Here is a 15,329-nt window from a genome sequence, read left to right on the forward strand (position 1 = left end):
GGAACGGGCGCGACTTATATCCGCTATCACCCGAATTTGCCTAGTTTGGGGATGGGCTTGGGCATCCCGGCACGGCCGAGCGGCAAGCAGTGGGACTAGGCCCCGCCGCGGGGAAGGCGGCCGCGGGACGCGGAGGCCCGAGCCACGGGAGGCAGGCATGTTCGAGCTGATGACCCGCCACTGGTGGGTCCTCGCGCTGCGCGGCGCGTTCGCGATCCTCTTCGGCATCGTGGCCTGGGCATGGCCGGGCATCACCGTCTGGGCGCTGGTCGTGCTCTTCGGCGCCTACGCGCTGGCGGACGGCGTGGTCGCCCTCGCGGAGGCGTTCCGCGGGACGACCGGAAGCCCGCGCGGCATGCTCGTGCTGTCCGGCGTCGCCGGGATCGCGCTCGGCATCGCGGCCCTGGTGTGGCCGGGCATCACCGCGTTCGTGCTGCTGATGCTGATCGCCGCGTGGGCGGTCGCGACCGGAGTCCTGGAGGTCGTCGTCGCGTTCGCGCTGCGCAAGGAGCTGAAGGGCGAGTGGGCGTACGTGCTGACCGGCGCGATCTCGGTGATCTTCGGGATCCTGCTGTTCGCGTGGCCGGTGTCCGGCGCGGTGGCGATCGTCTGGCTGATCGGGCTGTTCTCCATCCTGTTCGGCGCCGCCATGGTCGGCGCCGCCTTCCGGCTGCGCAGGCTCGGCCACGCCACGCGGGAGACCAGGCCCGGCATGGGCGCCAGGGCCCTCCCGTAGCCCGGCCGCCGGAACCTCGGCCGTGGTCGGGCCCGCATAGGATGCGGTGCATGACGCGGCTGGAGCACCGGGTGCACGAACTGACCGTCGGCCAGCTCGCCGAGCGGAGCGGCGTGGCGGTCTCGGCCCTGCACTTCTACGAGTCCAAGGGCCTGATCAGCAGCCGCCGGACGGCCGGCAACCAGCGCCGGTTCAGCCGCGACACCCTCCGCCGGGTGTCGTTCATCAAGGTGTCGCAGCGCGTCGGCATCCCGCTCAGCGACATCCGCGACGCCCTCGCCACCCTTCCGGAGGAGCGCACCCCCACGGTGGCGGACTGGGCGCGGCTGTCGGAGGCGTGGCGAAGCAACCTCGACGCGCGCATCCGGCAGCTCGAACGGCTCCGCGACGACCTCACCGACTGCATCGGCTGCGGCTGCCTGTCGATCAGCAGGTGCGCGCTGGCCAACCCCTACGACCGGCTCGGCGACGAGGGACCGGGCCCGCGCCGGCTGCTCGTGCAGGACGGCACCGGCGACGGAGCGACCCGCCCGCCCGCGGTGGAGGCGAACGGGACGGGCGCCGCGCCGCATCCGGACTGTGACGGCTGCGCGGCGGGCGCCCACGGCTAGCGGCTCCGGCCGGTGCCCGCGGGTCAGCGGCGGCGCGGATCGCGGCTGTGCGGGTCGATGCGCCGCGGCGCGGGTTCCCGGCCGGCCGGCTGGGTGGGCGCCGGACGCGCCGGGATCTGCTCGATCGGCAGCTCCACGGGCTCGTCCCCGAGGGAGAACCGCTCGCCGTGGTGCCACAGCTCGATGTCCGGGCCGTCCAGCAGCTCGTAGCGGGCCGCCTCCGCCGTCACGCCGACCTTGATCAGGCTGCCCCGGTACCGCATCCGGAACGCCAGCCGGCTGATCCCGCCGGGCAGCCGCGGCGCGAACCGGAGCCTGCCCTTGCCGGCCCGCATCCCGCCGAACCCGGCGACGAGCCCGCTCCACGCGCCCGCCATGGACGCGATGTGCAGCCCGTCGCGGGTGTTGTGGTTCAGGTCGTGCAGGTCCATCAGCGCGGTCTCGCCGAGATAGTCGTGCGCCAGCTCCAGCTGGCCCACCTCGGCGGCGACGACCGCCTGCGTCTGCGCCGACAGCGAGGAGTCGCGGACGGTCAGGCCCTCGTAGTAGGCGAAGTTGCGCTCCTTCTCCTCCTCGGTGAACGCGTCGCCGCACAGGTGCAGCGCGAGGACCAGGTCCGCCTGCTTGACGACCTGCTTGCGGTAGAGGTCGAAGTAGGGGTAGTTCAGCAGCAGCGGGTAGTGGTCGGGTTTGGTGGCCGCGAAGTCCCAGCGGGCGTGGTTGGTGAAGCTCTCGCTCTGCGGGTGGACGCCCAGCCGGTCGTCGTAGGGGATCAGCATGGCCGCCGCCGCGTCCCGCCACGACGCGGCCTCCTCGGCGTTCACCCCGAGCCGGGCGGCGCCCTCCGGATCGCGCATCGCCGTCTCGGCGGCCTCCTGCAGGTTCCGGCGCGCCATGAGGTTGGTGTAGACGTTGTTGTCCACGACCGCGCTGTACTCGTCCGGGCCGGTGATCCCGTCGATGCGGAACACGCCGCCCACGTCGTGGTGGCCGAGGCTCCGCCACAGCCGGGCCGTCTGCACCAGGATGTCCAGGCCGACCTCCCGCTCGAACTGCTCGTCCCGGGTGGCGTCCACGTACCGGACGACGGCGTCGGAGATGTCGGCGTTGATGTGGAACGCCGCGGTGCCGGCGGGCCAGTAGCCAGAGCACTCGTGACCGCGGATCGTCCGCCAGGGGAACGTGGCGCCGTCCAGGCCGAGCTGATTGGCGCGCTCCACCGCCAGCGGCAGCGTCATGTGACGCCAGGCGAGCGCGTCCGCCGCGGCGCCCGGTGAGGTGTAGGTCAGCACGGGCAGGACGAACGTCTCGGTGTCCCAGAACGTGTGCCCGTCGTAGCCGGGGCCGGTCAGGCCCTTGGCCGGGATCATGCGTCGTTCCGCGCGCGCGCCCGCCTGCAGGACGTGGAACAGGCCGAACCGGACCGCCTGCTGGATCTCGGCGTCGCCGTCGACCTCGACGTCCGCGCCCTCCCAGAAATCGTCGAGGTACTCGCGCTGCTCGGTCAGCAGGCCGTCCCAGCCGGTCTGCCGCGCGCCCGCCAGCGCCCCGACCACCTGGTCGTGCAGCGCGGGCCGGGACCGCCGGCTCGACCATCCGTACGCGATGTACTTCACGATGCGGAGCCGCTGGCCCGGCTCCAGCCGGGTCGCGACCGTCAGCCGCCCGACGTCCTTGGAGCTCTCGGTGTCGATCGCCATCGACTCCGGGCCCTCGATGTGGTGCGACATCCCGGCCGCCATCCGCAGCCCGCTCTGCCGCGTCCGGTGCAGCAGCAGGACCTTCGTGCCGTTGGCGACGTGCTCCTCGCTCACGAGCGGGCTGCTCAGGATCGCCGACGCCCGCGGGTCCTTGGCGCCGCCGGGCAGCGCCTCGTTGGCCACCAGCTCCGACTGGGCGACCACCCGGACCGCCGCGTCCACGGGCTCGACGTCGTAGCAGATCGCCGCCACCGCCCGCTGGGTCAGCGACACCATGCGGACCGACGTCACCCTGATCGTCTTGTCGGCCGGGGACGTCCACTCCACGTGCCGGGTGAGCGTCCCCGCCCGCATGTCGAGGGTGCGCTCATGGCGAAGGACGCGGCCATAGCGGACGTCGAGCGGCTCGTCGTCCACCAGCAGCCGGATGACCTTGCCGTTGGTGACGTTGATGACCGTCTGGCCCGACTCCGGATAGCCGTAGGCGGTCTCGGCATGCGGCAGCGGACGCTGCTCGTAGAAGGAGTTCAGGTACGTTCCGGGAAGCCCGTGGGGTTCCCCTTCGTCCAGGTTGCCGCGCATGCCGAGATGCCCGTTGGACAGTGCGAACACCGACTCGGTCTGCGCCAGCCGGTCCAGCCGGAGTTCCGGCTCCCGCACGCACCAGGGCTCCACCGTGAACACGGGCCGGTCGGCGCTCGTCTGGCCCTCCCGCTCGGTCACTCGGCCTCCATCAGTTCGGAGAGGTCGTCGACCACCACGTCCGCGCCGTGCTCGGCGAGCGCCTTGGCATGCGCGTCGCCCACCCGGTTCACTCCGACGACGTAGGCGAACCCGCCGGCCCGCCCCGCCTGGACGCCGGCGAGCGCGTCCTCGAACACCACCGCCTTCGCCGCCGGGACGCCGAGCTCCCGGGCCCCCTCGAGGAACATGTCCGGGGCCGGCTTGCCGGGCAGATGCCGCTCGGCCGCGACCACGCCGTCCACGCGCGCGTCGAACAGGCCGGTGATGCCGACCGTCCGCAGGACCTGGACGGTGTTGGCGCTGGACGACACCACGGCCGTCTTCAGCCCGGCCTTCCGCGCCGCCCGGACGAAGTCGATCGACCCGTCGAACGTCTCGACGCCCTTCTCCTCGATGAGCTTGAGGACGAGGGCGTTCTTGCGGTTTCCGAGGCCCCGGATCGTCTCCAGTTCGGGCGGGTCGTCCGGGTCTCCCTCCGGCAGGGTGATACCGCGCGACTCCAGGAACGAGCGCGTCCCGTCCTCGCGCTTCTTGCCGTCCACGTACCGGCCGTAGTCGTTCACGGGGTCGAACTCGGTGAACGGTTCACCGGTCCGCCGCGCGCGGTCGCGCAGGTAGCCGTCGAACATCTCCTTCCACGCCGCGGCGTGGACGGCCGCCGTCCGGGTCAGCACCCCGTCGAGATCGAAGAGACACGCCGCCGCCTCGTCCGGCAGTCCCAGCATTCGCACCCCCCTGGAGAATGTCACCATCGAAAAAGGATCCTGAATCGCGTCCCGTTCCCGCAGCCGAACGCGGGGAACGGTGCTCGAACGAGGGCATCATGATCCGCGTACAACCCCTTGGTCAGGGTCGCACACGAGGAGGAGTGAGCCAATGGAGAAGGCGCGAATCGGCGTCACGGGGCTGGCGGTGATGGGCCGGAACCTGGCCCGCAACCTGGCCCGGCACGGGCATCCCGTGGCCGTGCACAACCGCACCCCGACCCGGACGAAGTCGCTCGTGGAGGGCTTCGGCGACGAGGGGACCTTCCTTCCGGCCGAGACGCCGGAGCAGTTCGTGGCGTCACTGGAGCGGCCCCGCCGGCTGGTCGTCATGGTCAAGGCGGGCGGCCCGACCGACGCCGTCATCGACGAGTTCGCCCCGCTGCTGGAGCGCGGCGACATGATCGTGGACGGCGGCAACGCCAACTTCGCCGACACCCGCCGCCGCGAGGCCGCGCTCCGCGATCGCGGCGTCCATTTCGTCGGCACCGGCATCTCCGGCGGGGAGGAGGGCGCACTGCACGGACCCAGCATCATGCCGGGCGGCTCCGCCGAGTCCTACGCGGCCCTCGGCCCGCTGCTGGAGGACATCTCCGCCAAGGTCGACGGGACGCCCTGCTGCGTCCACGTCGGCCCCGACGGCGCCGGCCACTTCGTGAAGATGGTGCACAACGGCATCGAGTACGCCGACATGCAGCTGATCGCGGAGTCCTACGACCTGCTGCGGCACGCCGCGGGCCTCGCCCCCGCCGAGATCGCCGAGGTGTTCCGCACCTGGAACACCGGCCGGCTGGAGTCCTACCTCATCGAGATCACCGCCGAGGTCCTGGCGCACACCGACGCGTCCACCGGCAAGCCGTTCGTGGACGTCGTCCTCGACCAGGCCGAGCAGAAGGGCACCGGCCGCTGGACCGTCCAGACCGCCCTCGACTTGGGCGTCCCCGTCGGCGGCATCGCCGAGGCCGTTTTCGCCCGCTCCGTCTCGGGCCACGCCGACCTGCGCGAGGCGGCACGGAACCTGCCCGGGCCGTCCCGCAGCAGCATCGCCGACTCGGGCTTCGCCGACGCCGTCGAGAAGGCCCTCTACGCGTCCAAGATCGTCGCCTACGCGCAGGGCTTCCACGAGATCCAGGCGGGCAGCGCCGAGTACGGCTGGAACATCGACCTCGGTGCGATGGCGACCATCTGGCGCGGCGGCTGCATCATCCGCGCCCGCTTCCTGGACCGCATCCGCGCCGCCTACGCGGCGGACCCGGGCACGCCGACGCTGCTGACCGATGACCACTTCGCCGAGGCCGTCGGCGACGCCCAGGACGCCTGGCGCGACGTGGTCGCCACCGCCGCCCGCCTCGGCATCCCCGCACCCGGCTTCTCCACCGCCCTGGCCTACTACGACTCGCTGCGCGCCGACCGCCTGCCGGCCGCGCTCACCCAGGGCCAGCGCGACTTCTTCGGGGCCCACACCTACCGCCGCGTAGACCGCGAGGGCAGCTTCCACACCCTCTGGGGCGCCGACCGCACGGAGACGACCGCCTGAGGCTCGCGATCCCTGCCGGACGGCCCGCACCAGACGATCGGCGCGGCCGCCCGGCATAGGGTCGTGCGGGTGAGGATTCCTGCGGACGACGAGATCCGGGCCTTGCACGAGCGGCACGCACCGAGCCGGAAGGCGTTCGACCTCGTCTGGACGCACTGCGTGATCGTCTGCGAGATCGCCGAGCGGCTCATCGACGGGCTCGACCTGGACAAGGATCTCGTGCGCGCCGGCTGCCTGCTCCACGACATCGGCGTCTTCCGCCTGTACGGCCCGTCCGGCGAGATCGACCACGGGGAGTACGTGCGCCACGGGGTACTGGGCCACGACCTTCTCCGGGACGAGGGCTTCGCCGAGGAACTCTGCCGGTTCTGCTCCCACCACACCGGCGTGGGGCTCACACGGGAGGACGTCGAGCGGCAGGGCCTCCCGATTCCCGTCGCCGACTACCTTGCCGAGACCGGCGAGGAGCGGCTCGTCATGTACGCGGACAAGTTCCACAGCAAGACCGACCCGCCCACGTTCGTCTCCGCCGCGGCGTACGCGCGTCGCGTGCGGCGGTTCGGCGCGGACAAGGCCGCCGCGTTCGAGGCGATGCGCGGCGTCTACGGCGACCCCGACCTGAACCCCCTCGCAATGGAGCACGGGCACACCCTGGCCTAGGGGCACCCAAGGGAACGTCGCCGGAGGGTGGGGTGATTCGAGGATGGCTCGTTGTGGCTAAACGTGATCGAATGACGACTGAGAGTCCTCGTGGCGTGTCAGGTTGAGGTGTCGCTCTCCAGCGAACACAGGACCAGAAGGAGAGATAACATGCCCGTCATGGCGCCCAAGCCCCTCGAACAGGTCACCCTCGCTGACCTGGCCACCAAGGACGACCTCAAGAACCTCGTCACCAAGGACGACCTCGCGCGAGAACTCGGTTCAGCGGTCAATCTGATCATGGGTGAGATAGGCAAGATGGCCGCGCGTCAGGAGGAGATGGCCGGGACGCTGGCGCGTCTGGTCGCCAAGTCCGAGGGTGTGACGCCGTAGGCGTTGACGACACGATGATGCCCCGGGACCCCCGTTCCGGGGCATCGCCATTTTCCGGACCTGTGCGCGGTCGCGGGGATCGGCCGGGCTGGGGAGCGGGGTGCGGCGCGCGGCGCGGGCAGTGGGGGATCGGGGGCAGGATGGAGGGGTGAGCCTTATCGATGAGCTTCCCTCTGGAAACGACGCCGACGCCGATTCGTTGTTCGAGGCGTTCGAGCGGTGGGTGTCGGGGCGCGGGATCACGCTGTATCCCGCGCAGGAGGAGGCGCTCATCGAGGTGGTGTCGGGGGCGAACGTGATCCTCTCGACGCCGACCGGGTCGGGCAAGAGCCTGGTGGCGGCGGGGGCGCTGTTCGCGGGGCTCGGCAAGGACCAGGTGGGGTTCTACACGGCGCCGATCAAGGCGCTGGTGTCGGAGAAGTTCTTCGACCTGTGCGAGATGTTCGGGCGCGAGAACGTCGGGATGATGACCGGCGACGCCAGCGTGAACGCGGACGCGCCGATCATCTGCTGCACCGCCGAGGTGCTGGCCAACATCGCGCTGCGGGACGGCGCCGAGGCCGACATCGGCGTGGTGGTCATGGACGAGTTCCACTTCTACGCCGAGCCCGAGCGGGGGTGGGCGTGGCAGATTCCGCTGCTGGAGCTCCCGCAGGCCCAGTTCCTGCTGATGTCGGCCACCCTGGGCGACGTCTCGTTCTTCCAGAAGGACCTGACGCGGCGGACGGGGCGGCCGACGGCGCTGGTGACCTCGGCGGAGCGGCCCGTCCCGCTGATCTACGACTACCGGGTGACGCCGCTGCACGAGACGATCGAGGAGCTGCTCGCCGAGCAGAAGGCACCGGTCTACCTGGTGCACTTCACGCAGGCGGCGGCGATCGAGCGGGCGCAGGCGCTGATGAGCGTCAACGTGTGCACCAAGGCGGAGAAGGCGCGGATCGCCGAGCTGATCGGCAACTTCCGGTTCACCACGAAGTTCGGGCGGAACCTGTCGCGGTTCGTCCGGCACGGGATCGGCGTGCACCATGCCGGGATGCTGCCCAAGTACCGGCGGCTGGTGGAGCGGCTCGCGCAGGCCGGGCTGCTGAAGGTCATCTGCGGGACGGACACGCTGGGCGTGGGCGTCAACGTGCCGATCCGGACGGTCGTGTTCACCGCGCTCAGCAAGTACGACGGGCACCGGGTGCGGCGGCTGCGGGCCCGGGAGTTCCACCAGATCGCCGGCCGGGCGGGCCGGGCCGGGTTCGACACGGTCGGGTTCGTCGTGGCGCAGGCCCCCGAGCATGTCGTGGAGAACGAGAAGGCCCTCGCCAAGGCCGGGGACGATCCGAAGAAGCGGCGGAAGGTCCAGCGCAAGAAGCCGCCCGAGGGCTTCGTCGGCTGGGACGAGGACGTCTTCAAGAAGCTGCAGGAGGCCGAGCCGGAGATGCTCCGGTCCCGGTTCCAGGTGAGCCACGCGATGCTGCTGTCGGTGATCGCGCGTCCGGGCAACGCGTTCCAGGCGATGAAGCGGCTGCTGACCGACAACCACGAGGAGCCGGCGGCGCGGCGGCGGCACATCTCCCGGGCGATCGCGATCTACCGGTCGCTGCTCGCGGGCGGGGTCGTGGAGGCGCTGCCCGAGCCAGACGACGTCGGGCGCTACGCGCGCATCACCGTCGACCTGCAGGAGGACTTCGCGCTCAACCAGGCGCTGTCGACGTTCGCGCTCGCGGCGTTCGAGGTGCTCGACCCGGCGTCGCCGTCGTACGCGCTGGACGTCCTGTCGGTGATCGAGGCGACACTGGACGACCCGCGGCAGATCCTCGCCGCGCAGGTCAACAAGGCGCGGGGCGAGGCCGTCCAGGAGATGAAGGCCGAGGGGATCCAGTACGAGGAGCGGATGGAGCTGCTCCAGGACGTCGACCACCCGAAGCCGCTGGAGGAGGAGCTCGACGCCGCGTACGAGATCTACCGGGCCGGGCACCCCTGGGTCGGCGACCACCCGCTGCGGCCGAAGTCGGTCGTGCGGGACATGTACGAGCGCGCGATGACGTTCACCGAGTACATCGGGTACTACGAGCTCGCGCGGGCCGAAGGGCTCGTCCTGCGGTACCTGTCGGGGGCCTACAAGGCGCTGCAGCAGACCGTGCCGGAGTCGATCAAGACCGATGACCTGATCGACCTGATCGAGTGGCTGGGCGAGCTGGTCCGGCAGGTCGACTCCAGCCTGCTGGACGAGTGGGAGCAGCTCGCGAATCCCGCCGACGACGACCTGGACGAGCCGATCGAGGAGCGGGTCACGAAGGTGACCGCGAACGCGCGGGCGTTCCGGGTGCTGGTGCGCAACGCGATGTTCCGCCGGGTGGAGCTGGCGGCGCTGGAACGCTACGACGAGCTGGGCGCGCTGGATCCCGACTTCGGTGCCGACGCGTGGGCCGACGCCATGGACGGGTACTTCGAGGAGCATGAGGAGCTGCTCACCGGGGCGGACGCGCGGGGGCCGAAGCTGCTGCAGATCGAAGAGGTCCCGGAGGACGCGCTCTGGCGGGTCCGGCAGGTGTTCGACGACCCCGCGGGGCACCACGACTGGGGCATCGGCGCCGAGGTCGATCTCGCCGGCTCCGACCAGGAGGGTGCGGCCGTCGTCCGGGTGACGGGCGTCGACCGGATGTAGGGAGGTACGGATGGTTCAGGTCGCTGTTGCGCAGTTCGCGCCGGGGGCGGGCAAGGACGAGAACCTGGCGGCGATCGGCAAGCTCGCCGGAGAGGCCGCGGGACGCGGCGCGAAGGTGGTGGTCTTTCCCGAGTTCGCCATGTTCACCGTGCCGAAGATGGACCGGCGGTTCGTCGACTCGGCCGAGCCGCTGGACGGCCCGTTCGTGACCGGTCTCGGCGACCTGGCCCGGCGGCACGGCGTCCATGTCGTCGCCGGGATGAACGAGCGGCTGGGCGACTCCGACCGCATCTCCAACACCCTCGTGGCGGTCGCTCCCGGCGGGGACGTCGTCGCCGAGTACCGCAAGATCCACCTGTACGACGCGTTCGGGTACGAGGAGTCGGCGATCGTGCGGCCCGGCGAGATCGGCGAGCCCGCGACGTTCGCCGTCGACGGCGTCACGTTCGGCATGCAGACCTGCTACGACGTCCGGTTTCCCGAGGTGACGCGGCGGATCGTGGACGCCGGTGCCGATGTCCTGGCGGTGCCCGCCGAATGGGTGCCGGGTCCGCTGAAGGAGGACCACTGGCGGACGCTGGTCCGGGCCCGCGCGATCGAGAACACGATCTACGTGGCGGCGGCCGACCAGGGCGCCCCGGCGGGCGCGGGCAACAGCATGATCGTCGACCCGATGGGCGTGGTCGCGGCCGCGCTGGGAGAGGGGTCCGGCGTCGTGTCCGCGGAGGTCTCGCCCGAGCGCATCGCGGCCGTCCGGGAGAAGAACCCGGCGCTCGCGCTGCGCCGTTTCACGATCGCCACGGCCGGCTAGGACCGGCATGGGAGTCCGGCCGGGGGTGCCGGGGCTTGACAATTGAGTGAGTGCTCACTCAAATAGAAGGGTCCGACGGCACGACGGGAGGCAGGGCGATGGGTGATCGGCGGTTCAGGTTCGCGGTGATGACGGCGTGGGCGCGGGACGGCGCGGGCTGGGCGGCGCAGGCGCGGCGCGCGGAGGAACTCGGGTACGCGACGCTGCTGACCCCCGACACCTCCGGCACCGCGATGCCGGCGGCGTCGCTCGCCGCCGCCGCGGGCGCCACGACGACGCTGCGGGTCGGCACGTTCGTGCTCTCCGCGGCGACCCGGCCGCCGAACATGATCGCCTGGGAGGCGGCCTCGATGGCCTTCGCGACGGGCGACCGGTTCGAGCTCGGGATCGGCGCGGGCAGGCCCGGCGGCGAGGACGACGCGGCGCTCTTCGGCGTCGCCTACGGTTCGGGCGCCGAGCGGCTGGCCCGCGTCGAGCAGGTGCTCGACGCGGTGGCCCGCCCGCCGGAGGGCCTGTTCTCCGGGACCGGGCGTCCGCCGCGGGTGCTCGTCGCGGCGTCCCGTCCCCGGATGCTGGAACTGGCCGCGCGGCGCGCCGACACGGTCGCGTTCGGCGTCCCGCCGATGACCGACGATGCGAAGCTCGCCGAGTACGTGCGGATCGTCCGGACGGCGGCGGGGGAGCGGTTCGACGATCTGGAGCTGTGCACGCAGGTCCACGTCGTCGGCGACGAGGTGCCGGAGTGGCTGAGCCGCCAGATGGAGGTGGACGCCGCGGCCATGGTGAAGTCCGGCGCGATCGCGCAGCTGTCCGGGACGCCCCGCGAGATGGCCGACACCCTGGCCCGGCGCCGGGACGAACTCGGCGTGTCGTACGTGTCGGTCTCCTCCGCGTTCGTCGAGGAGTTCGCGCCCGTGGTGGAGCTGCTCGCGGGCCGGTGACCCCGCCCGGTGTATCGAGGTGGCAACGGTCGCCCCGATTCTCCGTGTCCGAACGGGTGCTCAGCGTGACGATCGGAGGGTGCGTCTCTCCTCCAGCCTCCCGCCCGCCGGGTTCACCCGCGCGGAACCCCGTCCGCCCGGCCCCCGCCTGCGCCGCCCGGCGCTCATCGCCGCCACGCTCGTCCTGGGCGCCGGGCTGCTCCTGGCCGCCGGTTTCACCACGACGCGGACGGCGCCGCCCCGCACGGTGACGCCGGACGCGGCCACACCCGTCCCGTCCGCCGAGCGCCCCAGCCCTTCGCTCGCGCCCGCGTCCGGACGGAAGGCGGCCGAATCTCACCGCACGCCGTCCGCGCGCCGCTCAAGCCTGCCGAGACGGCCTCCCCGCCGGGAGCGGGCCGTCCCGCCGCGCACGCGGCACCGCCCCGTGCGACGCCCTCGTCCGCCTGCGACGCACAAGGCGCGCCCGAGCCGCCCCAAGGCCCCGTCATGGATCGGCGCCGAGTGCCGGCGGCGCTTCCCGGACGACCCCCGCCGCCGCGCGGCCTGTGTCGCCGCTCTCACACAAGCCTTCGGGGGCTGACCAGGAACCTATGGCCCTCGCCGGAAGTCGTACATCACCATGAACCCCAACAGCCACGACATCATCGGCATGGCCCTCATAGACGCGTTCGCGCAGCGCGGCTACCAGGCGGCGCTGCCCGACCCCGACACGGTCGCAGTGACGCTCAAGGACGGCGCCCGCGTGCAGGCGGGCATCGCGGAATGGCGGGCGCACGCCGGGCGGAACCCGCGGTCCGCGCTGCCGGGCATCGCGGCCCAGTACGCCGACCAGGCGGTGCAGGCGTTCGAGCGGCAGCCGGCCCCCGCACCGGCCGGCGGGCGCCTCGACACCGGGAGCCTGCGCGTCCGGCTCTACCCCGAGAACGCCCTCGACGAGCAGATGCGGGCCGCGCTCGTGACCCGTCCGCTCGCGCCCGGTCTGCTCCAGACCGTCGTCGTCGACCACCCGGACTCGATCGTCCCGCTCAACCGGGCGGACCTCGGCGGGCTCGCCGAGAGCGAGGCGTTCGGCCACGCGCTGACGCAGTCGATCGAGCGCGAGCCCCACTACGTCCAGGCCACCGACGTGCAGGGCATCAAGATCGCCAACATCGGTGAGCAGCACCGCTACATCGGTGCGCACGTCCAGGTGCTGCGGCGCTACTTCCCCGGCCAGCTGCCGTTCGGCGCGCTGGTCGCGTTCCCGCTCCCGGAGTACGTCATGGTCCACGAGATCGGGACGGAGCAGCACCTGGTCATCGCGCTGAAGACCGTCCAGGAGGTCGCGGCCAGGCTCGCCGGTACCGGGGAGCGGCCGATCAGCCCCCAGGTGTACTGGTGGCGGCCGGGCGGCTACGAGGCGATGGCCGAGCGCGACGCCCTGTACGGCGGGCGCGTCCCGGAGTTGCGGCCGGTGGGCGTCCATGTCGAGCAGGGCGAGGAGGGCCTCAAGGTCGGCCTCGTCGGCGACGACACCGCCCTGCTGGTCCAGGGCTGGGAGGCGGCGCGCGGCTGAGCCGGTCAGGGCGTCCCGAACACCTTGCCCGGGTTGAAGACGCCGGCCGGGTCCAGCGCGCCCTTGACCGCGTGGTGCATGGCGATCACGGCCGGGTCCAGCTCGTCGTGCAGGCCGCGCCGCTTGAGCAGCCCGACGCCGTGCTCGCCGGTGACGGTGCCGCCGAGGGCGATGGCGTCGGCGACGATGCGGTCGAAGGCGCGCTGGGCCCGGACGCGGGCGTCGTCGTCGCCGGCGGGCGCGATGATGAGCGGGTGCAGGTTGCCGTCGCCCGCGTGCGCGATGTTGGCGATATGGGTGTCGTTGTCCGCCGCGGCGGCCTCGATGCGGGTCAGCATCTCCGGGACGAGCCCGCGGGGCACGCACACGTCCTCGGTCAGCACGGGCCCGAGCCGTTCGAGCGCCGGGTAGGCGAGCCGGCGTGCGGAGAACAGCGCCTCCGCCTCGGCCTCGTCGGACGACCGGGCGCTCCACGTCGCGCCCGCCTCCTTGAACAGCCGCACCATCGCGTCGGCCTCCGCCTCCCCGGACTCGCCGGGCAGGTCGGTGCGGCCGAGGAGCAGGACGTTAGCGTCCGCCGACAGCCCCATGTTCCGCCACGCGTCGACGGCCTCCAGGCAGTGCCGGTCGATCAGCTCCAGCGCGCTCGGGACGATCCCGGCCGCGGTGACCCTGGCGACCGCCTCGCCCGCCGCCTGGAGGGTGTCGAAATAGCCGACGATCGTGCGCTCGGGTGGGCGGGCCGAGCGCAGCCGCACCGTGATCTCGGTGATCACGCCGAGCGTGCCCTCGGACCCGACCATGAGCCCGCACAGGTCGTATCCAGCGACGCCCTTGGCCGTCCGGCGGCCGAGCCGCACCACCTCGCCGCGCCCGGCGACGGCCTCCAGGGCGAGGACGTAGTCGCGGGTCACGCCGTACTTGACGCAGCACAGGCCGCCCGCGTTGGTGGCGACGTTCCCGCCGATCGTCGACCAGGGCGCGCTCGCCGGATCCGGCGGATACCACAGGCCCCGCTCGGCGCAGGCCAGCCGGAGGGCGTCGTTCACCACTCCCGGCTGGACGACCGCGAGCCGCTCGGCGGTGTCGATCTCGACGATGTCCCGCATGGCCTCCAGGGACAGCAGCACGCACCCGTCCAGCGCGTTCGCGCCGCCCGACAGGCCGGTGCCCGCGCCGCGCGGGACGATCGGGACGCCCCGCTCCGCGCACACGGTGACGACGGCCCGCACGTCCTCGGTCGACCCGGCCCGGACGAGCGCGGCGGGCGTCCCGAAGGGCGCCCACTCCGCCTCGTCGTGCGCGTAGGCGGCGATCACGTCCGGGTCGGTGACGACCCGGTCGGCGGGGACGAGGCGGCGCAGCGAATCCAGCAGTCCGGGCATGCCCCCACGAAATCACATCGGTCAGGCGGCCTCGGAGGCGAGCAGCCGGTCGATGCGCGCGCGCAGCGACCCGACGTCCACGCCCGCCTCTGTCGCGAGCCGCACCGACAGGAAGTCGTCGTCGTGCAGGATGCCGAGCAGGATGTGCCCGCTGTGGATGCGCTTCTGCTTGAGCCGGATCGCGTGCCGCAGGCTCAGCTCCAGGGCCTTCTTCGCCTTCGGCGTGAACGGGATGTGCCCGCGGTTGTACCGTCCGAGCTTCCCGGCGGGGACGTCGAGGGCGCCCTCCCCGAAGCTCTGCTCGGTGGCCTCGCGGACGGCGTCGAGGTCGATCCCGATGCTCCTCAGGGCATCGGAGTCGAGAACGTCGCCGCCGGTCCGGTTGACGCGGGCGATCCGGGTCCGCAGGTCGGCCGCGTCGAGCCCTTGCTCGCGCAGCGCGCGGCCCGTGGCGTCGTCGCCGGTCACCAGGGACAGCAGTACGTGCTCGGTGCCGATGTGGTGGTCGCGCAGCGTCCGCGCCTCCGTCTGGGCGCCGACGACGGCCTGGCGGGCCTCCTCGGTGAAACGCTCGAACATCCCTCTACTGCTCCTTCTTGAGAAGGCGGCGCCCACCGCCGTGCTTCTTGTGGACGGCCTGCCGGCTCACACCCAGGCAGACCGCGATCTCCTGCCAGGACCAGCCCTGGTCGCGCGCGCTGGCGACCTGCAGCGCCTCCAGCCGCTCGGCCAGCTCGCGCAGCGCGCGCACGGCCCGCAGCCCCACCGCCGGGTCCCGGCTGCTCGCCTCCTGGGCGAGCGTCACTCCATCGCTCATAGGTGTCAATGTAGGTTGACATCTCGTTCATGTCAAT

The 15,329-nt window shown here is 72.2% G+C and carries 15 protein-coding genes; 10 read left to right on the forward strand and 5 right to left on the reverse strand.

Features of this window, described 5'->3' with window-relative positions:
- Positions 1-157 precede the first annotated feature (157 nt).
- Positions 158-736, forward strand: coding sequence for an HdeD family acid-resistance protein (locus ACQPZP_RS17020; RefSeq protein WP_433478578.1), 579 nt, complete (start codon positions 158-160; stop codon positions 734-736).
- A gap of 50 nt (positions 737-786) precedes the next feature.
- Positions 787-1,347: a redox-sensitive transcriptional activator SoxR gene (soxR, locus tag ACQPZP_RS17025; protein WP_433478579.1), complete on the forward strand. Its 561-nt coding sequence runs from the start codon at positions 787-789 to the stop codon at positions 1,345-1,347.
- A gap of 23 nt (positions 1,348-1,370) precedes the next feature.
- Here the strand turns inward: soxR and ACQPZP_RS17030 are convergent, their stop codons facing one another.
- Both ACQPZP_RS17030 and ACQPZP_RS17035 read right to left on the reverse strand, forming a co-directional pair.
- The gene (locus ACQPZP_RS17030; RefSeq protein ID WP_433478580.1) at positions 1,371-3,770 is read right to left on the reverse strand and encodes a glycoside hydrolase family 65 protein; all 2,400 of its coding nucleotides are present in this window, start codon (positions 3,768-3,770) and stop codon (positions 1,371-1,373) included.
- Positions 3,767-4,516 carry an HAD family hydrolase gene (locus ACQPZP_RS17035; protein ID WP_433479624.1) on the reverse strand — a complete coding sequence of 250 codons (750 nt, stop codon included), beginning with the start codon at positions 4,514-4,516 and terminating at the stop codon, positions 3,767-3,769. Before ACQPZP_RS17035 ends, ACQPZP_RS17030 begins: the two co-directional genes overlap by 4 nt.
- 151 nt (positions 4,517-4,667) lie before the next feature.
- On the opposite strand from ACQPZP_RS17035, the gene gndA reads away from it, so the two are divergent.
- The 8 genes from gndA (at position 4,668) to ACQPZP_RS17075 (ending at position 13,090) form a co-directional block, all read left to right on the forward strand.
- On the forward strand, positions 4,668-6,092 hold the full coding sequence (gene gndA, locus ACQPZP_RS17040; RefSeq protein ID WP_433478581.1) for an NADP-dependent phosphogluconate dehydrogenase: 1,425 nt from the start codon (positions 4,668-4,670) through the stop codon (positions 6,090-6,092).
- A gap of 69 nt (positions 6,093-6,161) precedes the next feature.
- Positions 6,162-6,752, forward strand: coding sequence for an HD domain-containing protein (locus ACQPZP_RS17045; RefSeq protein ID WP_433478582.1), 591 nt, complete (start codon positions 6,162-6,164; stop codon positions 6,750-6,752).
- A gap of 159 nt (positions 6,753-6,911) precedes the next feature.
- On the forward strand, positions 6,912-7,124 hold the full coding sequence (locus ACQPZP_RS17050) for a hypothetical protein (RefSeq protein ID WP_433478583.1): 213 nt from the start codon (positions 6,912-6,914) through the stop codon (positions 7,122-7,124).
- Between the two features lie 148 nt (positions 7,125-7,272).
- The gene (locus tag ACQPZP_RS17055; protein WP_433478584.1) at positions 7,273-9,780 is read left to right on the forward strand and encodes a DEAD/DEAH box helicase; all 2,508 of its coding nucleotides are present in this window, start codon (positions 7,273-7,275) and stop codon (positions 9,778-9,780) included.
- 10 nt (positions 9,781-9,790) lie between these two features.
- Positions 9,791-10,591 (forward strand): carbon-nitrogen hydrolase family protein, encoded by an 801-nt coding sequence (locus tag ACQPZP_RS17060; RefSeq protein WP_433478585.1) that lies wholly within the window; start codon positions 9,791-9,793, stop codon positions 10,589-10,591.
- Positions 10,592-10,689: 98 nt separating this feature from the next.
- A complete protein-coding gene (locus ACQPZP_RS17065) occupies positions 10,690-11,532 on the forward strand; it encodes an LLM class flavin-dependent oxidoreductase (RefSeq protein WP_433478586.1) in 843 nt (280 codons plus the stop codon).
- Positions 11,533-11,611: 79 nt separating this feature from the next.
- Positions 11,612-12,115 carry a hypothetical protein gene (locus ACQPZP_RS17070; RefSeq protein ID WP_433478587.1) on the forward strand — a complete coding sequence of 168 codons (504 nt, stop codon included), beginning with the start codon at positions 11,612-11,614 and terminating at the stop codon, positions 12,113-12,115.
- A 39-nt stretch (positions 12,116-12,154) separates the two neighbouring features.
- Positions 12,155-13,090 (forward strand): hypothetical protein, encoded by a 936-nt coding sequence (locus ACQPZP_RS17075; RefSeq protein WP_433478588.1) that lies wholly within the window; start codon positions 12,155-12,157, stop codon positions 13,088-13,090.
- Between the two features lie 5 nt (positions 13,091-13,095).
- On the opposite strand, the gene ACQPZP_RS17080 is transcribed toward ACQPZP_RS17075, so the two are convergent.
- The 3 genes from ACQPZP_RS17080 to ACQPZP_RS17090 are packed head-to-tail and all read right to left on the reverse strand — an operon-like array spanning position 13,096 to position 15,292.
- Positions 13,096-14,475: an FAD-binding oxidoreductase gene (locus ACQPZP_RS17080; protein WP_433478589.1), complete on the reverse strand. Its 1,380-nt coding sequence runs from the start codon at positions 14,473-14,475 to the stop codon at positions 13,096-13,098.
- A gap of 21 nt (positions 14,476-14,496) precedes the next feature.
- Positions 14,497-15,054, reverse strand: coding sequence for a Clp protease N-terminal domain-containing protein (locus tag ACQPZP_RS17085; RefSeq protein ID WP_433478590.1), 558 nt, complete (start codon positions 15,052-15,054; stop codon positions 14,497-14,499).
- A gap of 4 nt (positions 15,055-15,058) precedes the next feature.
- A complete protein-coding gene (locus tag ACQPZP_RS17090; RefSeq protein WP_067794089.1) occupies positions 15,059-15,292 on the reverse strand; it encodes a helix-turn-helix domain-containing protein in 234 nt (77 codons plus the stop codon).
- Positions 15,293-15,329: the final 37 nt, after the last annotated feature.

Source organism: Spirillospora sp. CA-142024, from assembly GCF_050942325.1.
Classification (GTDB): domain Bacteria; phylum Actinomycetota; class Actinomycetes; order Streptosporangiales; family Streptosporangiaceae; genus Spirillospora.

What these genes read in the sequence shown, in the direction of transcription:
- ACQPZP_RS17020 (WP_433478578.1), top strand. Translation starts at nt 158, where the DNA reads ATGTTCGAGCTGATGACCCGCCACTGGTGGGTCCTCGCGCTGCGCGGC.
- soxR (WP_433478579.1), top strand. Translation starts at nt 787, where the DNA reads ATGACGCGGCTGGAGCACCGGGTGCACGAACTGACCGTCGGCCAGCTC.
- ACQPZP_RS17035 (WP_433479624.1), bottom strand. Translation starts at nt 4,516, where the DNA reads ATGCTGGGACTGCCGGACGAGGCGGCGGCGTGTCTCTTCGATCTCGAC.
- gndA (WP_433478581.1), top strand. Translation starts at nt 4,668, where the DNA reads ATGGAGAAGGCGCGAATCGGCGTCACGGGGCTGGCGGTGATGGGCCGG.
- ACQPZP_RS17050 (WP_433478583.1), top strand. Translation starts at nt 6,912, where the DNA reads ATGGCGCCCAAGCCCCTCGAACAGGTCACCCTCGCTGACCTGGCCACC.
- ACQPZP_RS17060 (WP_433478585.1), top strand. Translation starts at nt 9,791, where the DNA reads ATGGTTCAGGTCGCTGTTGCGCAGTTCGCGCCGGGGGCGGGCAAGGAC.
- ACQPZP_RS17065 (WP_433478586.1), top strand. Translation starts at nt 10,690, where the DNA reads ATGGGTGATCGGCGGTTCAGGTTCGCGGTGATGACGGCGTGGGCGCGG.
- ACQPZP_RS17075 (WP_433478588.1), top strand. Translation starts at nt 12,155, where the DNA reads ATGAACCCCAACAGCCACGACATCATCGGCATGGCCCTCATAGACGCG.
- ACQPZP_RS17080 (WP_433478589.1), bottom strand. Translation starts at nt 14,475, where the DNA reads ATGCCCGGACTGCTGGATTCGCTGCGCCGCCTCGTCCCCGCCGACCGG.
- ACQPZP_RS17085 (WP_433478590.1), bottom strand. Translation starts at nt 15,054, where the DNA reads ATGTTCGAGCGTTTCACCGAGGAGGCCCGCCAGGCCGTCGTCGGCGCC.
- ACQPZP_RS17090 (WP_067794089.1), bottom strand. Translation starts at nt 15,292, where the DNA reads ATGAGCGATGGAGTGACGCTCGCCCAGGAGGCGAGCAGCCGGGACCCG.